The sequence below is a fragment of the Variovorax sp. CF313 genome, assembly GCF_000282635.1.
Classification (GTDB): Bacteria; Pseudomonadota; Gammaproteobacteria; order Burkholderiales; family Burkholderiaceae_C; genus Variovorax.
The window spans coordinates 1-16,480 of record NZ_AKIW01000072.1 but is presented as its reverse complement, the minus strand read 5'-3'; the positions used below and the strand labels follow the sequence as shown (position 1 = coordinate 16,480).

Here is a 16,480-nt window from a genome sequence, read left to right as displayed (position 1 = left end):
CATCGGATGCAGCAAGTACAAGGCCTGCGGGCCAATGCTTCCAGCATCGTTTTGGCAAGCTACCATTGCCTTGAAGGCAATATTCCACACGCCGCCATGACGCTCCCGCTTCTCAGCATCCCGATGCGCCACTTCCTCGAAGTGGCGCGCAGCGGCTCGGTCAATCAGGCCGCAGCGCGGCTTTTCGTTGCATCGTCGGCGGTGAGCCGGCAGATCACCAAGCTCGAAGACAGCCTGGGCACACCGCTGTTCGAGCGGCATGCGCGCGGCATGGCACTGACCGCCGCCGGCGAGCGGCTGGCGGCGCACCTGCGCAATGCGCAGCTCGACATCGAGCAGGTCGTCGAACAGGTGCGCGACCTGGGCGGGCAAGGCGCGCGGCGCATCCGCATGGCCTGCACGGAAGGCTTCGCGGGACACTTCATGCCGCTGGTGATGCGCAGCTTCGAAACCGCGCATCCAGGCTGCCAGCTCGAGCTGCACGTGGGCTCGCCCGACGGCGTGAGCGCGCTGCTGGCGCGCGGCGAGACCGACATCGCGCTCAAATACGTAGTCGCCCCGGAGCCGGGCCTGAAGATCGAGCACTCGGCCACCGCGCCCGTGTATGCCGTGCTGCGGCCCGACCATCCGCTCGCGCGGCAGCGCGTGGTGTCGGTGGCCGACGCGGTGCGCTACCCGCTGGCCGTGGGCGACAAGGGCGTGACCGCACGCCAGCTGTTCGACCAGGCCTGCAGCCTGCAGGGGCTGCAGTACCACGCGATCTTCGTGAGCAATTTTTCCTCGGTGCTGCTGCCCCTGCTGCGCACGCCCGACGTGATGCTTTCGGGCCATCTCACGGTGATGCACCTGATCGACGCGGGCACCGTGGTAGCCCGGCCCTTCGCGGAAGCGCCGCTACAGCAGCGGCAATTGCAGGTGCTGGCGCTCGAAGGCCGCACGCTGCCGACGCTGGCGCAGGACTTCGTCGAGCACCTGGTAGGCGCGATCACCAGCGCGGGCCGGCGCAAGCTCGGCCGCGCGCGGGCCGCCGCCTGAAGAAGAAGCTCAACGGAGCGCGTTGATGTCCGCCGGGTCGAGCAGCACCTTCGGTGCGCCGTTGCGCGCCACGGCCAGCATCGCGCGGCCGACCTTCTCGGTGGTCGTCACCCGGTTCGGCCACAGGCGATAGGCCAGCCCGAGCACGGGCTTGAGCACGAAGATGGCGGCATCGTAGAGCGGCGTCTTGGAGCGCACGCCATGCATCGGCTGGATCATGCCGGGGCGGAACATGTAGGCCGCCTTGAACGGCAGGCGCAGCAGCGCGTTCTCGGTCGCGCCCTTCACGCGCGCCCACATGCTGCTGCCGCGCTCGCTGCTGTCGGTGCCCGCGCCCGTCACGTAGGTGAAGGTCATGCCCGGGTTGAGCCGCGCGAGCACGGTGGCTGCCGCCAGCGTCAGGTCATAGGTGATGCGCTTGTACTCGGGCTCCTTCATGCCGACCGACGACACGCCGAGGCAGAAGAAGCAGGCATCGAAGCCCTGCAGCTGCGGCTCGATGTCGCCGTAGTCGTACATGTCCTTGTGGACCAGGTCGCGCAGCTTCGGGTTCTGCTGCCCCGTGGGGTTGCGGCCGACCGCGACGACGCTTTCCACGTCCGCCGCGAGCAGGCACTCGCGCAGCACGCCCTGCCCCACCATGCCGGTGGCGCCGAAGATCAGGACTTTCATGGCAGGCTCCGGTCAGACCGAGAAGACGGCCGGCTTCTTGTTCAGCACGGCGAGCAGCAGGTCGACGTCGAGGCTCGAGGGCTTCGGCGGCTGCAGCGCGGAGAGCATGCGCGACAGCGTCTCGGCATGCGGCAGCAGCGGGCCGAGAAAGCGCGTGCCGTCGGCACCCGCGACCAGCAGGGTCGGGAAGGTCTCGACGTCGAAGGCATCGGCGATGTCGGCGTGGTCCTCGATGTCGACCCACGCAAAGCGGAACTGCGGATGCGCGCGCGCCACCTGTTCGAGCAGCGGCCGATAGTCGCGGCAGGTGCCGCACCATTCGGCGCACAGGCACACGACCCACGGCGCATCGCTGGCCGGCTCGGCGGATTCGGGGTTGCTTGGAAGGGCGCTCAAGGCTGATGCGTCGGTGGTGTGATCGGAAGGCCGGGCTGGTACGGCCGGGAGGTCGTGGCTATTATGGACAAAGCCCTCGCCCACGGGACTCGCCGGGGTTCGGGGGCACAGGAGAGTCGCATGATGAACACCTCGGCTGCCACCGGATCTGCCGTCGATCCGCGCCAATTCAAGAGCTTTGCGGAGTTCTATCCCTTCTACCTGAGCGAGCACGCCAACCTCACCTGCCGGCGGCTGCATTTCGCGGGCTCGACCTTGTCGCTGCTGTGCCTGGTGGCGCTGGTGGTCACGCTCAACCCGCTGTGGCTGCTGGCCGGGCTCGTGGCGGGCTATGGCTTCGCCTGGGTCGGGCACTTCGGGTTCGAGAAGAACAAGCCGGCCTCGTTCAAGCGGCCGCTCTATTCGTTCATGGGCGACTGGGCCATGTACCGGGACATCTGGCTGGGGCGGGTAAAAATTATCTAACCCCCTTGCAGGGAGCAAAGCCGGTTCCGCGGTGTTCCCGGATCGATCCGGAACGCCACTAGATCAACAGCACGTCGCCCAGCCTCAGGGAGCGCAGCGGACCTTTCTGCCAGAGGTCTTCAAGCGGCTCGGCCTGCGGCATCAGCAGTTCCTTCAGCAGCGGCTCGACCGGCGTCGAGGGGTCCGCGAGCAGCACGTAGCGCGGGTCTTCGTTGGCGGGCTCTTCGGCGAGCGGCGCGATCCAGTCGAGCGCCACCAGTGTTTCGAGCACCGGCGCCAGTTGCAGCGCATCGACGCGCATGCGCGTGACCAGTTCGCTCGCGCCCATGCCCTTGGCCGGCATGGCCTGCGCACGCGCAAGGTGCTGCAGCGTTTCCATGGCCAGCTGCAGCGGCCAGCCCGCGGCGCCGCCGCGCCGCGCCACGCCGGTCAGCAGGCTCGGCAGGTAGGCCGCGATGACCGCCCCGAGCAGCACGATCACCCAGGCCACGTAGATCCACACGAGCAGGATCGGCACCGTGGCGAAGGCCCCGTACAGCACCGAATAAGTGGGCACGAGGCTCAGGTAGTAGCCCAGCACGCGCTTGGCGATCTCGATGGCGGCCGCCACAAAGATGCCGCCGGCCCATGCATGCGACCAGCGCACGTTGGTGTTGGGCACGTAGTGGTACAGCGAGGCCATGCCGACCGCCAGTAGCATGAATTCGAAGGTGTCGAAGAACAGCTTGACCATACCGCGCCCCACCACGCCGCTGGTGGCCGAGACCACGTACGAGGTGGTCGACAGGCTCACTGCGAGGATGATCGGCCCCAGCGTGATGGCCGCCCAGTAGATGAGCACCCGCTGCGCGAACGGCCGCGGCGAGCGCACGCGCCAGATGTTGTTGAGTGTCTTGTCGATCGTGAGGATCAGCGCGATGGCGGTGATCAGCAGCACGACCAGGCCCGCGATGCCCAGGCCGCCGGCCTTGCTCGAGAACTGGTTCAGGTAGCCCAGCACCTGCCGCGCGATGTTGTCGGGAATCAGGCTCTCGATGAGCCAGCGCTGCAGCCGGCCCTGCATCTTCGCGAACATCGGGAAGACGGTGAACAGCGCCAGCGCCACCGTGAAGAACGGCACCATCGCGATGGTGGTCGTGAAGGTCAGGCTGCTGGCCGTGAGGCCGAGCCGGTCTTCGCGAAAACGCTCGCCCAGCACCGCTGCGGTGTTGCCCCACGGAAAGCGCGAAAGATCCCTCCAGAGTTGCCTGCGATTCATGGCGGCTATCATAGGAGTTGAACTCTCCCCCAGTCTCCGCGCACTTCGTGTCGCTGCGCCAACCCCCTCACCGGGGGCGATACCAGCGGCCCGGCAAAGCCGGTTCCGCGGTATCCCGCTCATGAATGCCAAACCGCCGCCGCTCCCGCCCTCCTCCGTTCGCGCCACCCGCTGGGCCGCCGTGGGCAGCCTCGTCGGCCTCATCGTGCTGGGCCTCGCATGGGAGCTGTGGCTGGCGCCGCTGCGCCCAGGCGGCTCGCTGCTGGCGCTGAAGGTGCTGCCGCTCGTCATTCCGCTCGCAGGCCTGTGGAAGAACCGCATGTACACCTACCGCTGGGTCAGCCTGATGGTCTGGCTCTATTTCACCGAGGGCGTGGTGCGCGCCTGGAGCGACATCAACGGCGTGGGGCAAGTGCTCGCGCTGGTCGAGGTGCTGCTGTGCCTCGTGCTCTTCGCGGCCTGCGCCTGGCATGTGCGGCTGCGCTTGCGCCACGCCAAAGCTGCTGCTGCCCGTCCACTGGAGACCTCCGCCCAATGACCACTGCCACGCCTCTCATCGAGCAACTGCGCGCCATCGTCGGCGCACCCCACGTGCTGAACGAGGGCGACCTCACCGCCTACGAGCAGGACTGGCGCAAGCGCGCGCGCGGCAAGTCGCTGGCCGTGGTGCGGCCGGCCAATGCACAGCAGGTGGCCGACGTGGTGAAGGCCTGCGCCGCGGCCGGCACGGCGGTCATTCCACAGGGCGGCAACACCGGCCTCGCGGTCGGCTCCATTCCGGACGAGAGCGGCACGCAGGTGGTGCTGAGCCTGCAGCGGCTGAACACGATCCGCGCCATCGACGCGGCCAACCTTACGATGACCGTCGAAGCCGGCTGCATCCTGCAGACGCTGCAGGAAACCGCCGAAAAGCAGGGCTACCTGTTCCCGCTGAGCCTGGCGGCCGAAGGCAGCTGCACCATCGGCGGCAACCTCGCGACCAATGCAGGCGGCACGCAGGTGGTTCGCTACGGCAACACGCGCGAGCTGTGCCTGGGCCTCGAAGTGGTCACGCCGCAGGGCGAGATCTGGGAAGGCACCAGCGGCCTGCGCAAGGACAACACCGGCTACGACCTTCGCGACCTCTTCATCGGCAGCGAAGGCACGCTCGGCATCATCACCGCCGCGACCATGAAGCTCTACCCGCTGCCTGCCGCGCAGCTCACGGCCTGGGCCGCGGTGCCCTCGCTCGATCACGCGGTCACCTTGCTGGGCCTCGCGCACAAGCACCTGGGCCCGGGCCTCACGGGCTTCGAGGTGATGGGCAAGTTTGCGCTGAGCCTGGTCGACAAGCACATGCCGCAGCTGCGCGTGCCGTTCATCAAGGACGATGCCGTGCCGTACTGCGTGCTGCTGGAAAACTCCGACAGCGAATCCGAGGACCACGCACGCGCCCGCTTCGAAGCGCTGCTCGAAACCGCGTTCGAAGACGGCTGCGTGACCGACGCGGTAGTGGCCGAGAACCTCACGCAAGCGCACCAGCTCTGGCACATCCGCGAGAGCATTCCGCTCGCACAGGCCGAGGAAGGCCTGAACATCAAGCACGACATTTCCATTCCCGTGTCACGCATCCCCGCGTTCGTGGCAGAGACCGATGCGCTGCTGGCGCGCGAGATCGCCGGCGTGCGGCTGGTGAACTTCGGCCACCTGGGCGACGGCAACCTGCACTACAACGTGCAGGCGCCGGAGAACATCGACACCAAGGCCTTCCTGAAGAACGAGGAAGAGCGCATCAACACGCTGGTGTACGACGCGGTCGAGAAGTTCGGCGGCTCGTTCTCGGCCGAGCATGGCGTGGGCTCGCTCAAGGTCGACAAGCTGGAAAAGCACAAGTCGCCGGTGGCGCTGGAGATGATGCGGGCGATCAAGCGCGGGCTCGATCCCAAGAACATCCTGAACCCGGGGCGGGTGATCCGGGTCTAGTTCGCGAGGCCGAAGCCGGCAACTCGGTGATACACTCAATAAGAATAATTCTTATTAACTCCCTCCCCCGGGATCACCGAAGCGCAGTACCGGCATCGCCAGTTCGTCGTTCCTTGCAGGAGGCGGCGATCTTGCGGGCATGACCAGCGGCCGGTTCCGGGGCCATTGTCGATGCTTGCGAGAAGGCGGCCGGATGCGCGACCTCGTCCAGGAACTTGTAGCTCACTATGCGGACCTGCGCCGACAGCTCACTCGCGACCTGAGAGACCCTCACTACGCGGCCGACATCGCGCAGTCGAGTTTCGAGCGGGTGTACGCACAGGCCACGAAGTCGCGCGGAGTCGCCCGCATCGATGCGGCGCCGGACGACATCAAGGACAACGGTGGCATCGAATCGCCCCGCGCCCTGCTCTTTCGCGTGGCGCGCAACCTGTGCGTCGATGACGCGCGGCGTCGCAAGGTGGCGCAGGACTGGGCCGGTTCGCATGCAGACGCCGGCATGCACCGGACAGTGCAGTCCAGCGAATACGTCGTCGCCCAGCAACGGGTGCTGACGCGGGTGGTCGAAACCATGGAAAAGCTGCCGCCGCGCCGCCGCGAGGTGTTCCTGCTCTTTCGCGCCTACGGCCACACGCGCGCCGAGATCGCGCAGCGGCTCAACATCACCGAGATGGCCGTGGCCAAGCACCTGTTGCGCGCCACCATCGACTGCTCGCGCGTGTTCGCAGAACTGCGCTCCGAGCTGATCGAACCCCAGGTCTTGATGAACCGCCCCGGCTTCGACGCCGCATTGGCCGAAGACTTCTCGTGAACGGCATCGTTGCGGCGAGCGCTCCGCGCGAAAGGCTGATCGAGCGCGCGCTGGCGCTGATCGTGGAAGGCGAAATGGCGCCCGGCGAGGCCGCCGGCAGCGCCCGCCTGGCACTCCATCAATGGCGCGGCAAATCGGCGGAGCATGCCGCGGCCGTCCAGGAAGCGCGCCAGCGCTGGGACGCACTCGGCGGCATGGCGAACGGCCTGCGCGCGCATTTCGAAGAGCCCGGCGGCACGTTGATGGCCCATGCGGGAGCCGCGGCGAAGTCACCGCACCGCCAGCAACGCCGCAAGATGCTGCTCTCGGTGGCGGCCCTGCTGGGCACCGGCCTCGTCGCGGGGCGCGGCGTGCAGTGGTACTGGCAGCAGCCGGTGTCCCTCGCCACCTACCGGACAGCCACCGCGCAGATGCTGAAGGTGACGCTCGCGGACGGCATCCGCGGCGTGCCGGGCAGCCGGCTCGACCTCGCGCCGCAGAGCTCCGTCGAGGTCACCCTGTACCGCAACCGCCGCCTCGTCGACATGGCTCGCGGCGAGGTGCGCTTCGAGGTCGCGCCCGACAAGGACCGCCCACTGCACGTGCAAACGCGCGCCGCCGTCATCGAGGTGGTCGGCACCGCGTTCACCGTACGCGACCGCGGCGGGCCGATCACCATAGGCGTGGAGCACGGCCACGTGCGCGTAGGTGTCGCGCCGCACCCCGGGTTCGCCGGGACCGAAGGCGCGGCGATCGACCTGTATGCGGGCGACCGCGTCGAGATCGCCGACGGCCAGGCCGGCCGCGTGCAGCAGGCCGACACGGCCGCGCTGTCCGCGTGGCGCGATGGCTGGCTGGTGTTCGAGAACACGCCGCTTGGCGATGCCCTGGCCGCGGTCAACAGCTACCGCACGCGGCCCATCGTCAGCGACAGTCCGCGCATCGATGCGATGCGGCTGTCCGGCCGCTTCCGCGTCAACGACTCCGAAGGGCTGATGGCCGCGCTGCCGACGATCCTGCCGCTCACGGTCGCGCCCCTCCCCGACGGGAGCGTGGCGCTGCTGGCGCGCTGACGAAAAGCCAACGCCCACCGGCCCACGCCCCGGGCACCGCCGAGCGCTTTGCCCACGGGAGCTCATGCGGCAAGGCTCTCCAGGTGGACGCAAGGCCGGTCGTCCGTGATGCGGCCCGCGCGCATGGTGATCACGCGGTCGGCCAGGTGGAAGTAGCGATCGTCGTGCGAGATCACGACCAGCAGGTGCCCCTTGGCGCGCAGCTCGGGCAGCAGCTCGGTATAGAACAGGTGGCGGAAGGTCGGGTCCTGGTCGGCGGCCCATTCGTCGAACACCAGCACCGGCCGCCCTTCCAGGTAGGCGTGCACCAGCGCGAGCCGCTTGCGCTGGCCGGTCGACAGGTCGGTGGTGGTGAAGGCGCCGTCCTTCAGGCTCACCTTGTGGGCGATCTCCAGGCGCTCCAGGTAGGGCAACGCGCGCTGCGGCAGCACCTGCATGCTGGCTTCGCCGTGCGCCTCGCCCTCGCCGGCGGCCAGGTCCTCGAACAAGTAGAAGTCGGAGAACACGGTGGTGAAGAGCTGGCGGTAGTCGTCGCGGCGCTCGGCGTCCACCGCGGCACCGTCGATCGCCACGTGGCCCTCGTGCGGCGCGTACAGGCCCAGCAGCAGCTTGACGAGCGTGGTCTTGCCGGAGCCGTTGTCGCCCACCACGAACACCATCTCGCCGCGGCAAAGCCGCAGGTCGATCGGACCCAGCGCGAAGGCCTCGCCGCCCTCGGGCGCATCGAACGCGTAGCGCACGCCGCGCAGCGCGATCTCGTGTTCGAATTTCAGCTCGCTGCCGGTGCGGCCGACGTGCAGGTGCGGCTCCGGCGTGGCAAAGCGCGCCGACAGGTCGGCAATGCGCCGGAACGCGACCCGCGCGCGCCCCACGGCAGGCAGCGCGCCCGCGATCTGGTCCATCGGCCCCTTGAGGAACAGCAGCACCAGCACGAAGCCGCTGAGCACCGCGGGCTCGGTCGGCCGGAATGAGGCCCAGCCCAGGATCAGCGCAATCAGCAGGAAGAACAGGCCCGAGCCGAATGCGGTGGCCATGACGAAGGTGTTGATCGCGCGCCCGTTGACCGCGCGGATGTTGTCGACGATGCGCTCGATCTGCCCGCCGAACATGCGCTGGCGGCGCGCGCGGTGCATGCGCAGCTCCTTGGCGCCCTCGCTGATCGCGCGATAGGCCTTGTGCAGCTGGTCTTCATGCTCGCGCGCCTTCCAGAAGCCGTTCACGCCGCGGATCTGCGCCATGGCCTGCACCATCGCACCGATCGCCAGCGCCACCACCAGCACGCCGAACAGCGGCAGCGACAGGTAGGCCAGGTAAGCCAGGCAGCCAAGTGCCGTGACGCAGGCGATCAGCGTGGCGGCAAGCGCGAACGCCACGTCGCTGACCATGTCCACGTCCTGCGACAGCACCGGCATCAGCCGGTGGGTGCGGTAGCGCTCCAGGGCATCGATGGGCGCCGAGAGAATCTTCTGCGCCAGGCTCTTGCGGACCAGCGCGACCACCCGCTGGCCGACGAAGTTGGTCGAGACATCGGACACCATGCGCCCGAACAGCGCCGCCGCGCACAGCCCGATGAAGGTCAGCAGCAGGCCGCCAGAGAGGCCGCCCTGCCGGTTGAGCACCTGGTTGATGGTGCCCAGCAGCGCGACCGTGGCCGCGCCCGCGCCGATGCCGGTGACCGCCGACAGCAGCATCCACGGCAGGAACTGCTTGAGCAGGCGTGCGAACTCGCCGTCGGAACCAGGGGCTGTTGTCATGCAAGAACTCTTTCCGCCCTCGGGCGACTGGGGCCCGGCGGCGCGGACAAGCCTTGCCGCCGGACGCGAACGTAATGGCGGCCCGCCGCGCCGGCAGAGCTGCGGACGGCAGCGGACTGCCTGTACCCCACTTGACGGGCGGCCCGCGCAAATGTTCACGCAGCAGTTCGAACACGGTGCGCATGAACACCTGCGCCGCCCAACCGTCCTAGCTTCATGCGCCCTGCAAAACGCCGCACCGCCGGTGCCCCCTCCTGCCCGACGGCCCCATGATCGCCCTGCTGGAGCCCTTGTTCCAGGGCGACCTGGCGCCGCACGGCGAGGCATTGCAGTGCGCGCCGCAGCCGCCCGCGGGCGCGCTGCACGTCGTCGATCTGGTGCGCTCGCACGGGCTGCTGGGCCACGTGCTGCGCCTGCACGCATCGCACCTCGGGGTCGAAGGCCAAGACCTGCGCGCCGTGGCGTCGTCCTGGAGCATGGCCTATCTCGGCATGCTGCTGCCACCGGTCGCGGCTGCCGCCAGCGTGCTGCAGCATGGCTTTCCCGTGGCCGGGGAGCAGGTATGGGTGCGCCTCGGCCCGCACGCCCGGCCGCTGAGCTTCCACATCCGCGAACTGGGCCGGTCGCAGCGCGGCGCGACCACCGAGGAACGCTACTCGGCGCTGCTGTGGCAGCACCTGGAGCCGCTGTTCTCGGCGCTGTGCCACCTGACAGGCATTCCGTCCAAGATCCTGTGGGGCAACGCGGCACGCAACCTCGAGCCGGTGCTCGAGCAGGCGCTTGCGCTGACCGGCGGATCGCCGCCGATCGCCCGCGACAGGCAACGGCTGCTGCACGACGCCGCCTGGCCGGCATGGACCAATCCCCTGCCCGGCCCGCAGCGCGAAGTCCGCGTGCGCCTCGAAGGCCGCGACCGGACAGTGAAGCTGCACCGCCAGTGCTGCCTTTTTCACCTGCTGCCCCGCGAAGGCCATTGCGGCGCCTGCCCGCTGTCGCCTGCGCACCGCTGACATCCCGCCCCCACTTCTTCCACCCACTACCGAGCGCATCACCATGTCCAAGGCAAGACTCGTCTACATCATGTCCCTGAGGAATGCGGCAGCCGACCAGGCCGGCCAGTACATCGACTACAAGGGCGGGCAGCGCTACATGAAGTCGCCGCTGGAGTACCTGGCCGGGGCACTCGACCGCACGCCGCTGGGCGATGCCTACTCGCTGGAGGCCGTGCTGTTCGACGACGACGAGGGCTCGCCGCGCGACCGCGAGGCGCTGCAGGCGTACGGCTTCGGCTTCGATCCCGCCCGCCGCTGGATCCACCCGGGCGAGCTGCAGGTGCAGGGCCGCCGCGTCAACGACATGTTCCACAACGTGCCCTCGACCTACCGGCGACTGCCGCTGGACGCGGCCGCCGAACGCGCCACCGGCAAGAAGGAGTTCGAGCAGCGCCTGCTCGAGCGGCTGCACGCGCTGGAGGCCGACCTCGTGGTGCTCGACGGCCTGCTGGTGATCCTCGACCGGCTGGCCCGGCCGGAAAGCCCGTTCTTCCGCCGGATCGTGAACATCCACCCGGGCATCACGCGGCTGGAGTCGCCCTTCGAGCGCCGCGGCGCCCGGGCCACGCTCGACGCGCTGTATGGCGCCCGCGGCCAGCGGGTGGTCGACTGGCAAACGCGCGAGACGGTCGCGGTCGAGCCGGTGCGCAAGACCGGCGCCTCCTTCCATTACGTGGACACCGGCATCGACTCGGGCGAAGTCATCTTCGACGTGCTGGGCACCGACATCGACCCCGAGGACACCATCCTCGAGCTGCGCTGGAACAACTTCAACCACAGCCTCTTTCCCGCGCTCCACCAGGGCCTGGCCCTGATGGCCGAGACGGTGGACGCGTGAACATCGCGCGCCCGCCGAGCGTCCTGTCTTCTTTCACACCGCCCTCCACCACAGGAGTTGATTTCAATGCCACACGTCCATGATCTGGTCGGGATCGGGTTCGGCCCGTCCAACGTCGCCCTGGCCATCGCACTCGAGGAAAAGCGCCACGCCGGCCGGCCGTTCGACACGCTCTTCATCGAGAAGCAGCTGAGCTTCGCCTGGCATCCGCACATGCTGCTGGACCAGGCGCACATGCAGATCTCGTTCATGAAGGACCTGGCGACGCTGCGCAACCCGACCAGCCGCTTCACCTTCATCAACTACCTGCACGAGAAAGGCCGGCTGACCGACTTCGTCAACCTGAAGAGCTTCTTCCCCAGCCGGCACGAGTTCAACGACTACCTCTCGTGGGCCGCCGAACAGTTCGAGGACGCCTGCGCCTACGGCGAGGAAGTGTTCGAGGTGCTGCCCGAGGAAAGGGGCGGCGAGGTGGCGCTGCTGCGCGTGCGCTCGCGCAACCACGCGGGCAAGCTGGTCGAGCGGCTCGCGCGCAACCTCGTGGTCGGCATCGGCGGCGCGGCGAACATCCCCGACGGCTTCCGCGCGCTGCGCAGCGACCCGCGCGTCTTCCATTCGAGCAGCTACCTGCAGGACATCGCGCAGCTGCCGGATGCGCGCCGCATCGCCGTGGTAGGCGCGGGACAGAGCGCGGCCGAGATCTTCATGGACCTGCAGGGCCGCCCCGGCGCGCCGCAGGTCGACCTCATCACGCGTGCCCGCTCGATCCGCCCGGCGGACGACAGCCCCTTCGTGAACGAGATCTTCAACGCCGAGTTCACCGACTACACCTTCAGCCGCTCGGAGGAAGAGCGCGCCGCGCTGCTCGACGAGTTCTGGCACACCAACTACGCGGTGGCCGACCTGGAGTTGATCCAGCAGATCTACAAGGCCTTCTACCAGCAGCGAGTGACCGGTGGCAACCGCCTGCGCTTCCTGCGCCGGCACGACATCCGCAGCGCCACGGCCGACGGCCAGGGCGTGCACCTCGTGCTGTGGGACCAGAACGCCCAGCGCGAGCACACGGTGCGCTACGACGCCGTGGTGCTCGCCACCGGCTATGTGCGCGAGCACCACAAGGCGCTGCTCGCGCCGCTGGCGGGCTACCTCGGCGACTACACGGTCGACCGCCACTACCGCGTGCAGGCCGCGCCCGGCTTCCGTCCGGCCATCTACCTGCAAGGCGCCTGCGAGGACTCGCACGGCCTGAGCGACACCCTGCTGTCGGTCACCTCGGTGCGTACCGGCGAAATCGGCAGCGCCCTGCTGGCCGCGCCGGCCGGCACGCCGCTCCACCTGAGGCCGGAACCCGAGGCGGTCCAGACCTGAATCTCGGGGTCGCCGGACCGCGACGGCGAAAAAAGTCTTAGGACATGGTGTCTCTGTTTGATGAGTTCGAACGTCTTACTCATAGATGCGCCAGAGACCGGAAATCGGGCCGGCCCCCGCACCTGAATGTGAATGCGTCGTAATTCAAAAAACTGGAGTTGTTCTGCCATGCGTCCCCTGCCTCGCCAACATCTGCTGAACGCCGCGCTTGCCGCGGCGTTCGGTTCCGTTCTCACCGTCTGGGCCCCTGTCGCTTCAGCACAGGCTTCCGGCCAGGCCGCGGCACAGGTGTTCGAGGTGAAGGTGCCATCGCAGGCGCTCGGCGCGGCGCTCAACGAGTTCTCGCGCCAGACCGGCGTGCAGGTATTCGCCGCCGGCGAAGTGGTCGCAGGTACCAGCTCGCACGCCGTGGAAGGCAAGCTCACGGTCGACCAGGCCCTGCGCCAGATGCTCGCGGGCACTTCACTGGAAGCCACGCGCACCGCCAGCGGCGGCCTCGCGATCCGCCGCGCCGCCGACGCTCCCAGCTCGCAGGGCACCCTGCCTGCGGTGCAGGTGGTGGCCAACGCCGAGGAATCGCCCATCGGCCCGGTTTCCGGCTATGCGGCCCGCCGCAGCAGCACGGCCACCAAGACCGACACACCGCTCATCGAGGTGCCGCAGTCGATCTCCGTCATCGGCCGCGAGGAAATGGATGCGCGCGGCGTACAGGACGTCATGGAGGCCATCCGCTACACGCCGGGCGTCACGACGAACACCTACGGCCCCGACAACCGCGGCTGGGAATACATCCTGCTGCGGGGCTTCAGCACCTCTTCCAACGGTGTCTACAGGGACGGGCTCGCGCAGCCGGCGTTCGGCCCCACCTACTACCTGACCGAGCCCTACGCGCTGGAGCGCGTGGAGGTATTGCGCGGCCCTTCGTCGATGGTGTTCGGCCAGGGAGACGCCGGCGGCATCGTCAACCGCGTGAGCAAGCAGCCGACCGGCGAGCGGATCCGCGAGATCGAACTGCAGTACGGCAGCTACCAGCGCAAGCAACTGGCATTCGACCTCGGCGACAGGATCGGCAACACCGACCTGAGCTATCGCGTGGTCGGGGTGGGCCTCGACAGCAACGACCAGGACAAGTATCCCGACGGCCACAAGCTGAACCACACGCGCAGCTACATTGCGCCGTCCGTGCGCTGGCAACCCAATTCGACGACCTCGCTGACCGTCTTCGGGGAGTTTCTCAAGAACAACACGGCCGAAGACCCGTACTACCTCACCCAGGACTACGTTCTCTATCCGGTGAAGGTAGGTGACTACAGCTTCGGCCAGCTCAAGCAGTCGCAGAGCGCCATCGGCTACCGTTTCGAAACGGCCCTGAACGACACCTGGACGCTGCGCCAGAACTTCCGCTACAGCCAGATCGCCCTGGACAGGCGAGCAGTCTGGGCCGGTTCGCTTCGCAACGACGGACACACGCTCACCCGCGTTGCCAGGACCTGGAACGACCCCGTGGACCTGGCCACGCTGGACACCAGCGTGCAGGGCAAGCTGCAGTACGGCTCCGTCCAGCACACGGTGCTGCTGGGCGTCGACTACAGCGACCAGAAAGGCAAGCAGCGGCGCTTCCGCGGCGCGGCGCCGACCCTGGACATCTGGGCGCCCGTCTACGGCCAGGCCGTGGCGATGCCCACCATCCCGATGACCGACGTGGCCCAATCGACGCGCCAGACCGGCTTCTACGCCCAGGACCAGATCAAGTTTGGCGACAACTGGATCGTCACGCTCGGGGGCCGCCACGACGAAGTGCGCCAGCTCACCGACAACTACCTGGCCAGGAGCCATACCCGGCGATCGGACAGTGCGTTCAGTGGCCGGGCAGGCATCAGCTACCTGTTCGGCAACGGCTGGGCTCCCTACATGAGCTACACCACGTCCTTCCTGCCCAACAGCGGCGTCGACGCGAACAACCAACCCTTCAAGCCCAGCAGCGGCAAGCAGGTCGAGGTCGGCGTCAAGTTCCAGCCCGCGGGCTCGCGCACCTCGTATACCGCGGCAGTCTTCGACCTGCGCAAGACCAACGTGGTCACCTACGACCCGACGACCTCCGAGGGGCGCCAGATCGGCAAGCAGCGCTCCCGCGGCCTCGAGCTGGAAGCCAAGGGCGAGCTCGCACCGGGCCTGAACATCTCCGCCGCCTACACCTGGCTGGACATGAAGGTGCTCAACAGCGCCGATGCGGGCGAAATCGGCAAGATCCCGCCGCTCGTGCCCAAGCAGACCGCCTCGGTGTGGCTCGACTACACCATGGGCAACGGCCTGGGGTTCGGCGGTGGCGTGCGCTACATCGGCAAGCGCCAGAACGACGAGCACAACACCACGTACGAACGCGGCGTGACGCTCCTCGATGCGGCCGCGCACTACGAACGCGGCCCGTGGCGCTTCGCGCTCAACATCTCCAACCTGGCGAACAAGCAGTACAACTCGATCTGCTACCACGGACAGTGCTACCAGGGCACTCTCCGCACGGCGACCCTGACCGCCCGGTACAAGTTCTGATCCGATGCCTCTCCCCCGCGTGAATGCGGGGGAGGCTTCGTCACCTTTCGCTCGCCATCATCGACGCGCGTCTGCCTTCTCCCTGGCCTGCTGCGCATCGCACATGGCCGCATGCAGATGGCTCAGCAGCGCAGCGTTGCGCACGATGCCCTGATGGTCGGCATTCACCTCGAGCGAAACCTGCGCCTTGCCGCCGAACTGCGACAAGAGCGCGTTCTTCTGCACGATCGCCCGGCCCTTCTTCCACCAGAGATGCGGCGCCACTTTCACGCGCGGGAATGCGGCGATCTTTTGCGTGATCGCGTTCATGCGCCGGGTGGCGACGATCCCCTGGAAGATGTCGCCCGGTTTCATGCCCATGCCGGCCGCCGCCACGATTTCCTCGACGGCGTCGCGCACGGTCTCGTCGGAGCCCGAGCGGATCGGCTCGAAGCTGTCGAGCATCGCGTTGACGGCCTCGTGGCCCATGCCGCCGCTCGCGGTGTCCAGCACGAAATCCCGGAAGTCCTGGTACCAGCCGTGCGGATCGAAGCTCTCGTCCAGCAGAAAGCTGTCAACCATGCCGAGGAAGGCGACGTCCACGCCCTGCTGTTCCAGCAGGCTGGCGACATGCACCGCGACAACTGCGCCCAATGACCAGCCGACGATGCCCACGGGCCCCTGCGGCTGCGTCCTGCGGATGACATCGGCGTAGTACCGGGCCATCTGCTCGATGGAATCCAGCCCGGCGACGTCATCCGCATAGCTCAGGCCGTAGACGGCACGCGAGTCTTCCAGGTGGCGCGCCATCGGCCGGTAGTCGATCGGATGGCGCAGCGCGGGCGGCACGCAGAACAGCGGCATCGCATCCGCCGGCCCAGCATACGCGTTCAGCAACTGGACAGGCTGCGGCGGCGCGCCCATGTCCAGCTGCGCGACCAACCTGGCGATCGTCTGCTTCTCGAGCAGATCCTGCAGGGAGATCTGCACGCTCAGCACACGGGACTTGTTGATCCTGGCCAGCAGCCTGAGCGCGACGAGTGAATCGCCGCCCAGCTCGAAGAAGTTGTCGTTGCGCCCCACGCGCGGCACACCCAGCACCTGAGCCCATATCGCCGCCAGTGCCGCTTCGAGCACGCCCTGCGCGCCCTCCTGAGGCTGCTCGTCGCACGTCGGTGCACGGCCGAACTCCGGCGCCGGCAGGGCCTTGCGGTCCACCTTGCCGTTGGCGTTCAGCGGCAGTGCGTCGAGCACCACCAGCGCGGCGGGCACCATGTAGTCGGGCAGC

General features: G+C 68.1%; 15 protein-coding genes. 10 read left to right on the top strand and 5 right to left on the bottom strand.

What is annotated here, in order from left to right; translation table 11 throughout:
* Positions 1 to 96 precede the first annotated feature (96 nt).
* Positions 97 to 1,035: a LysR family transcriptional regulator gene (locus tag PMI12_RS17445; RefSeq protein WP_007835045.1), complete on the top strand. Its 939-nt coding sequence runs from the start codon at positions 97 to 99 to the stop codon at positions 1,033 to 1,035.
* Positions 1,036 to 1,044: 9 nt separating this feature from the next.
* Here PMI12_RS17445 and PMI12_RS17440 read toward each other — a convergent pair whose 3' ends face one another.
* Together PMI12_RS17440 and PMI12_RS17435 are read right to left on the bottom strand one after the other, a co-directional pair.
* On the bottom strand, positions 1,045 to 1,707 hold the full coding sequence (locus tag PMI12_RS17440) for an NAD-dependent epimerase/dehydratase family protein (RefSeq protein WP_007835044.1): 663 nt from the start codon (positions 1,705 to 1,707) through the stop codon (positions 1,045 to 1,047).
* A gap of 12 nt (positions 1,708 to 1,719) precedes the next feature.
* Positions 1,720 to 2,103, bottom strand: a complete 384-nt coding sequence (locus PMI12_RS17435; RefSeq protein ID WP_007835043.1) for a thioredoxin family protein — start codon at positions 2,101 to 2,103, stop codon at positions 1,720 to 1,722.
* A gap of 123 nt (positions 2,104 to 2,226) precedes the next feature.
* On the opposite strand from PMI12_RS17435, the gene PMI12_RS17430 reads away from it, so the two are divergent.
* Positions 2,227 to 2,568, top strand: a complete 342-nt coding sequence (locus PMI12_RS17430; RefSeq protein ID WP_042673646.1) for an Mpo1-like protein — start codon at positions 2,227 to 2,229, stop codon at positions 2,566 to 2,568.
* Positions 2,569 to 2,626: 58 nt separating this feature from the next.
* On the opposite strand, the gene PMI12_RS17425 is transcribed toward PMI12_RS17430, so the two are convergent.
* Complete coding sequence (locus PMI12_RS17425; RefSeq protein WP_007835041.1) at positions 2,627 to 3,838, bottom strand: YihY family inner membrane protein; 1,212 nt, start codon at positions 3,836 to 3,838, stop codon at positions 2,627 to 2,629.
* Positions 3,839 to 3,947: 109 nt separating this feature from the next.
* On the opposite strand from PMI12_RS17425, the gene PMI12_RS17420 reads away from it, so the two are divergent.
* From PMI12_RS17420 to PMI12_RS17405, 4 genes are all read left to right on the top strand, one after another.
* The gene (locus tag PMI12_RS17420) at positions 3,948 to 4,364 is read left to right on the top strand and encodes a DUF2069 domain-containing protein (RefSeq protein WP_007835040.1); all 417 of its coding nucleotides are present in this window, start codon (positions 3,948 to 3,950) and stop codon (positions 4,362 to 4,364) included.
* Positions 4,361 to 5,788 (top strand): FAD-binding oxidoreductase, encoded by a 1,428-nt coding sequence (locus tag PMI12_RS17415; protein ID WP_007835039.1) that lies wholly within the window; start codon positions 4,361 to 4,363, stop codon positions 5,786 to 5,788. The genes PMI12_RS17420 and PMI12_RS17415 overlap by 4 nt, the downstream gene beginning before the upstream one ends.
* A 193-nt stretch (positions 5,789 to 5,981) precedes the next feature.
* Positions 5,982 to 6,599: an RNA polymerase sigma factor gene (locus PMI12_RS17410; protein ID WP_007835037.1), complete on the top strand. Its 618-nt coding sequence runs from the start codon at positions 5,982 to 5,984 to the stop codon at positions 6,597 to 6,599.
* The gene (locus PMI12_RS17405; protein ID WP_007835035.1) at positions 6,596 to 7,651 is read left to right on the top strand and encodes a FecR family protein; all 1,056 of its coding nucleotides are present in this window, start codon (positions 6,596 to 6,598) and stop codon (positions 7,649 to 7,651) included. Before PMI12_RS17410 ends, PMI12_RS17405 begins: the two co-directional genes overlap by 4 nt.
* A 62-nt stretch (positions 7,652 to 7,713) precedes the next feature.
* Here the strand turns inward: PMI12_RS17405 and PMI12_RS17400 are convergent, their stop codons facing one another.
* Positions 7,714 to 9,405: a cyclic peptide export ABC transporter gene (locus tag PMI12_RS17400; RefSeq protein ID WP_007835033.1), complete on the bottom strand. Its 1,692-nt coding sequence runs from the start codon at positions 9,403 to 9,405 to the stop codon at positions 7,714 to 7,716.
* Positions 9,406 to 9,674: 269 nt separating this feature from the next.
* Here PMI12_RS17400 and fhuF point away from each other — a divergent pair, with 269 nt between their 5' ends.
* The 4 genes from fhuF (at position 9,675) to PMI12_RS17380 (ending at position 15,213) form a co-directional block, all read left to right on the top strand.
* On the top strand, positions 9,675 to 10,415 hold the full coding sequence (fhuF, locus tag PMI12_RS17395) for a siderophore-iron reductase FhuF (protein WP_007835031.1): 741 nt from the start codon (positions 9,675 to 9,677) through the stop codon (positions 10,413 to 10,415).
* A 43-nt stretch (positions 10,416 to 10,458) separates the two neighbouring features.
* On the top strand, positions 10,459 to 11,295 hold the full coding sequence (locus PMI12_RS17390; protein WP_007835029.1) for a formyltransferase family protein: 837 nt from the start codon (positions 10,459 to 10,461) through the stop codon (positions 11,293 to 11,295).
* Between the two features lie 66 nt (positions 11,296 to 11,361).
* Positions 11,362 to 12,663 (top strand): lysine N(6)-hydroxylase/L-ornithine N(5)-oxygenase family protein, encoded by a 1,302-nt coding sequence (locus PMI12_RS17385; RefSeq protein WP_007835028.1) that lies wholly within the window; start codon positions 11,362 to 11,364, stop codon positions 12,661 to 12,663.
* 168 nt (positions 12,664 to 12,831) lie between these two features.
* Positions 12,832 to 15,213, top strand: coding sequence for a TonB-dependent siderophore receptor (locus PMI12_RS17380; protein ID WP_007835027.1), 2,382 nt, complete (start codon positions 12,832 to 12,834; stop codon positions 15,211 to 15,213).
* 57 nt (positions 15,214 to 15,270) lie between these two features.
* Here PMI12_RS17380 and PMI12_RS17375 read toward each other — a convergent pair.
* Positions 15,271 to 16,480: thioesterase domain-containing protein (locus PMI12_RS17375; RefSeq protein WP_042673631.1), on the bottom strand; the 1,210-nt coding region annotated here is incomplete at its 5' end.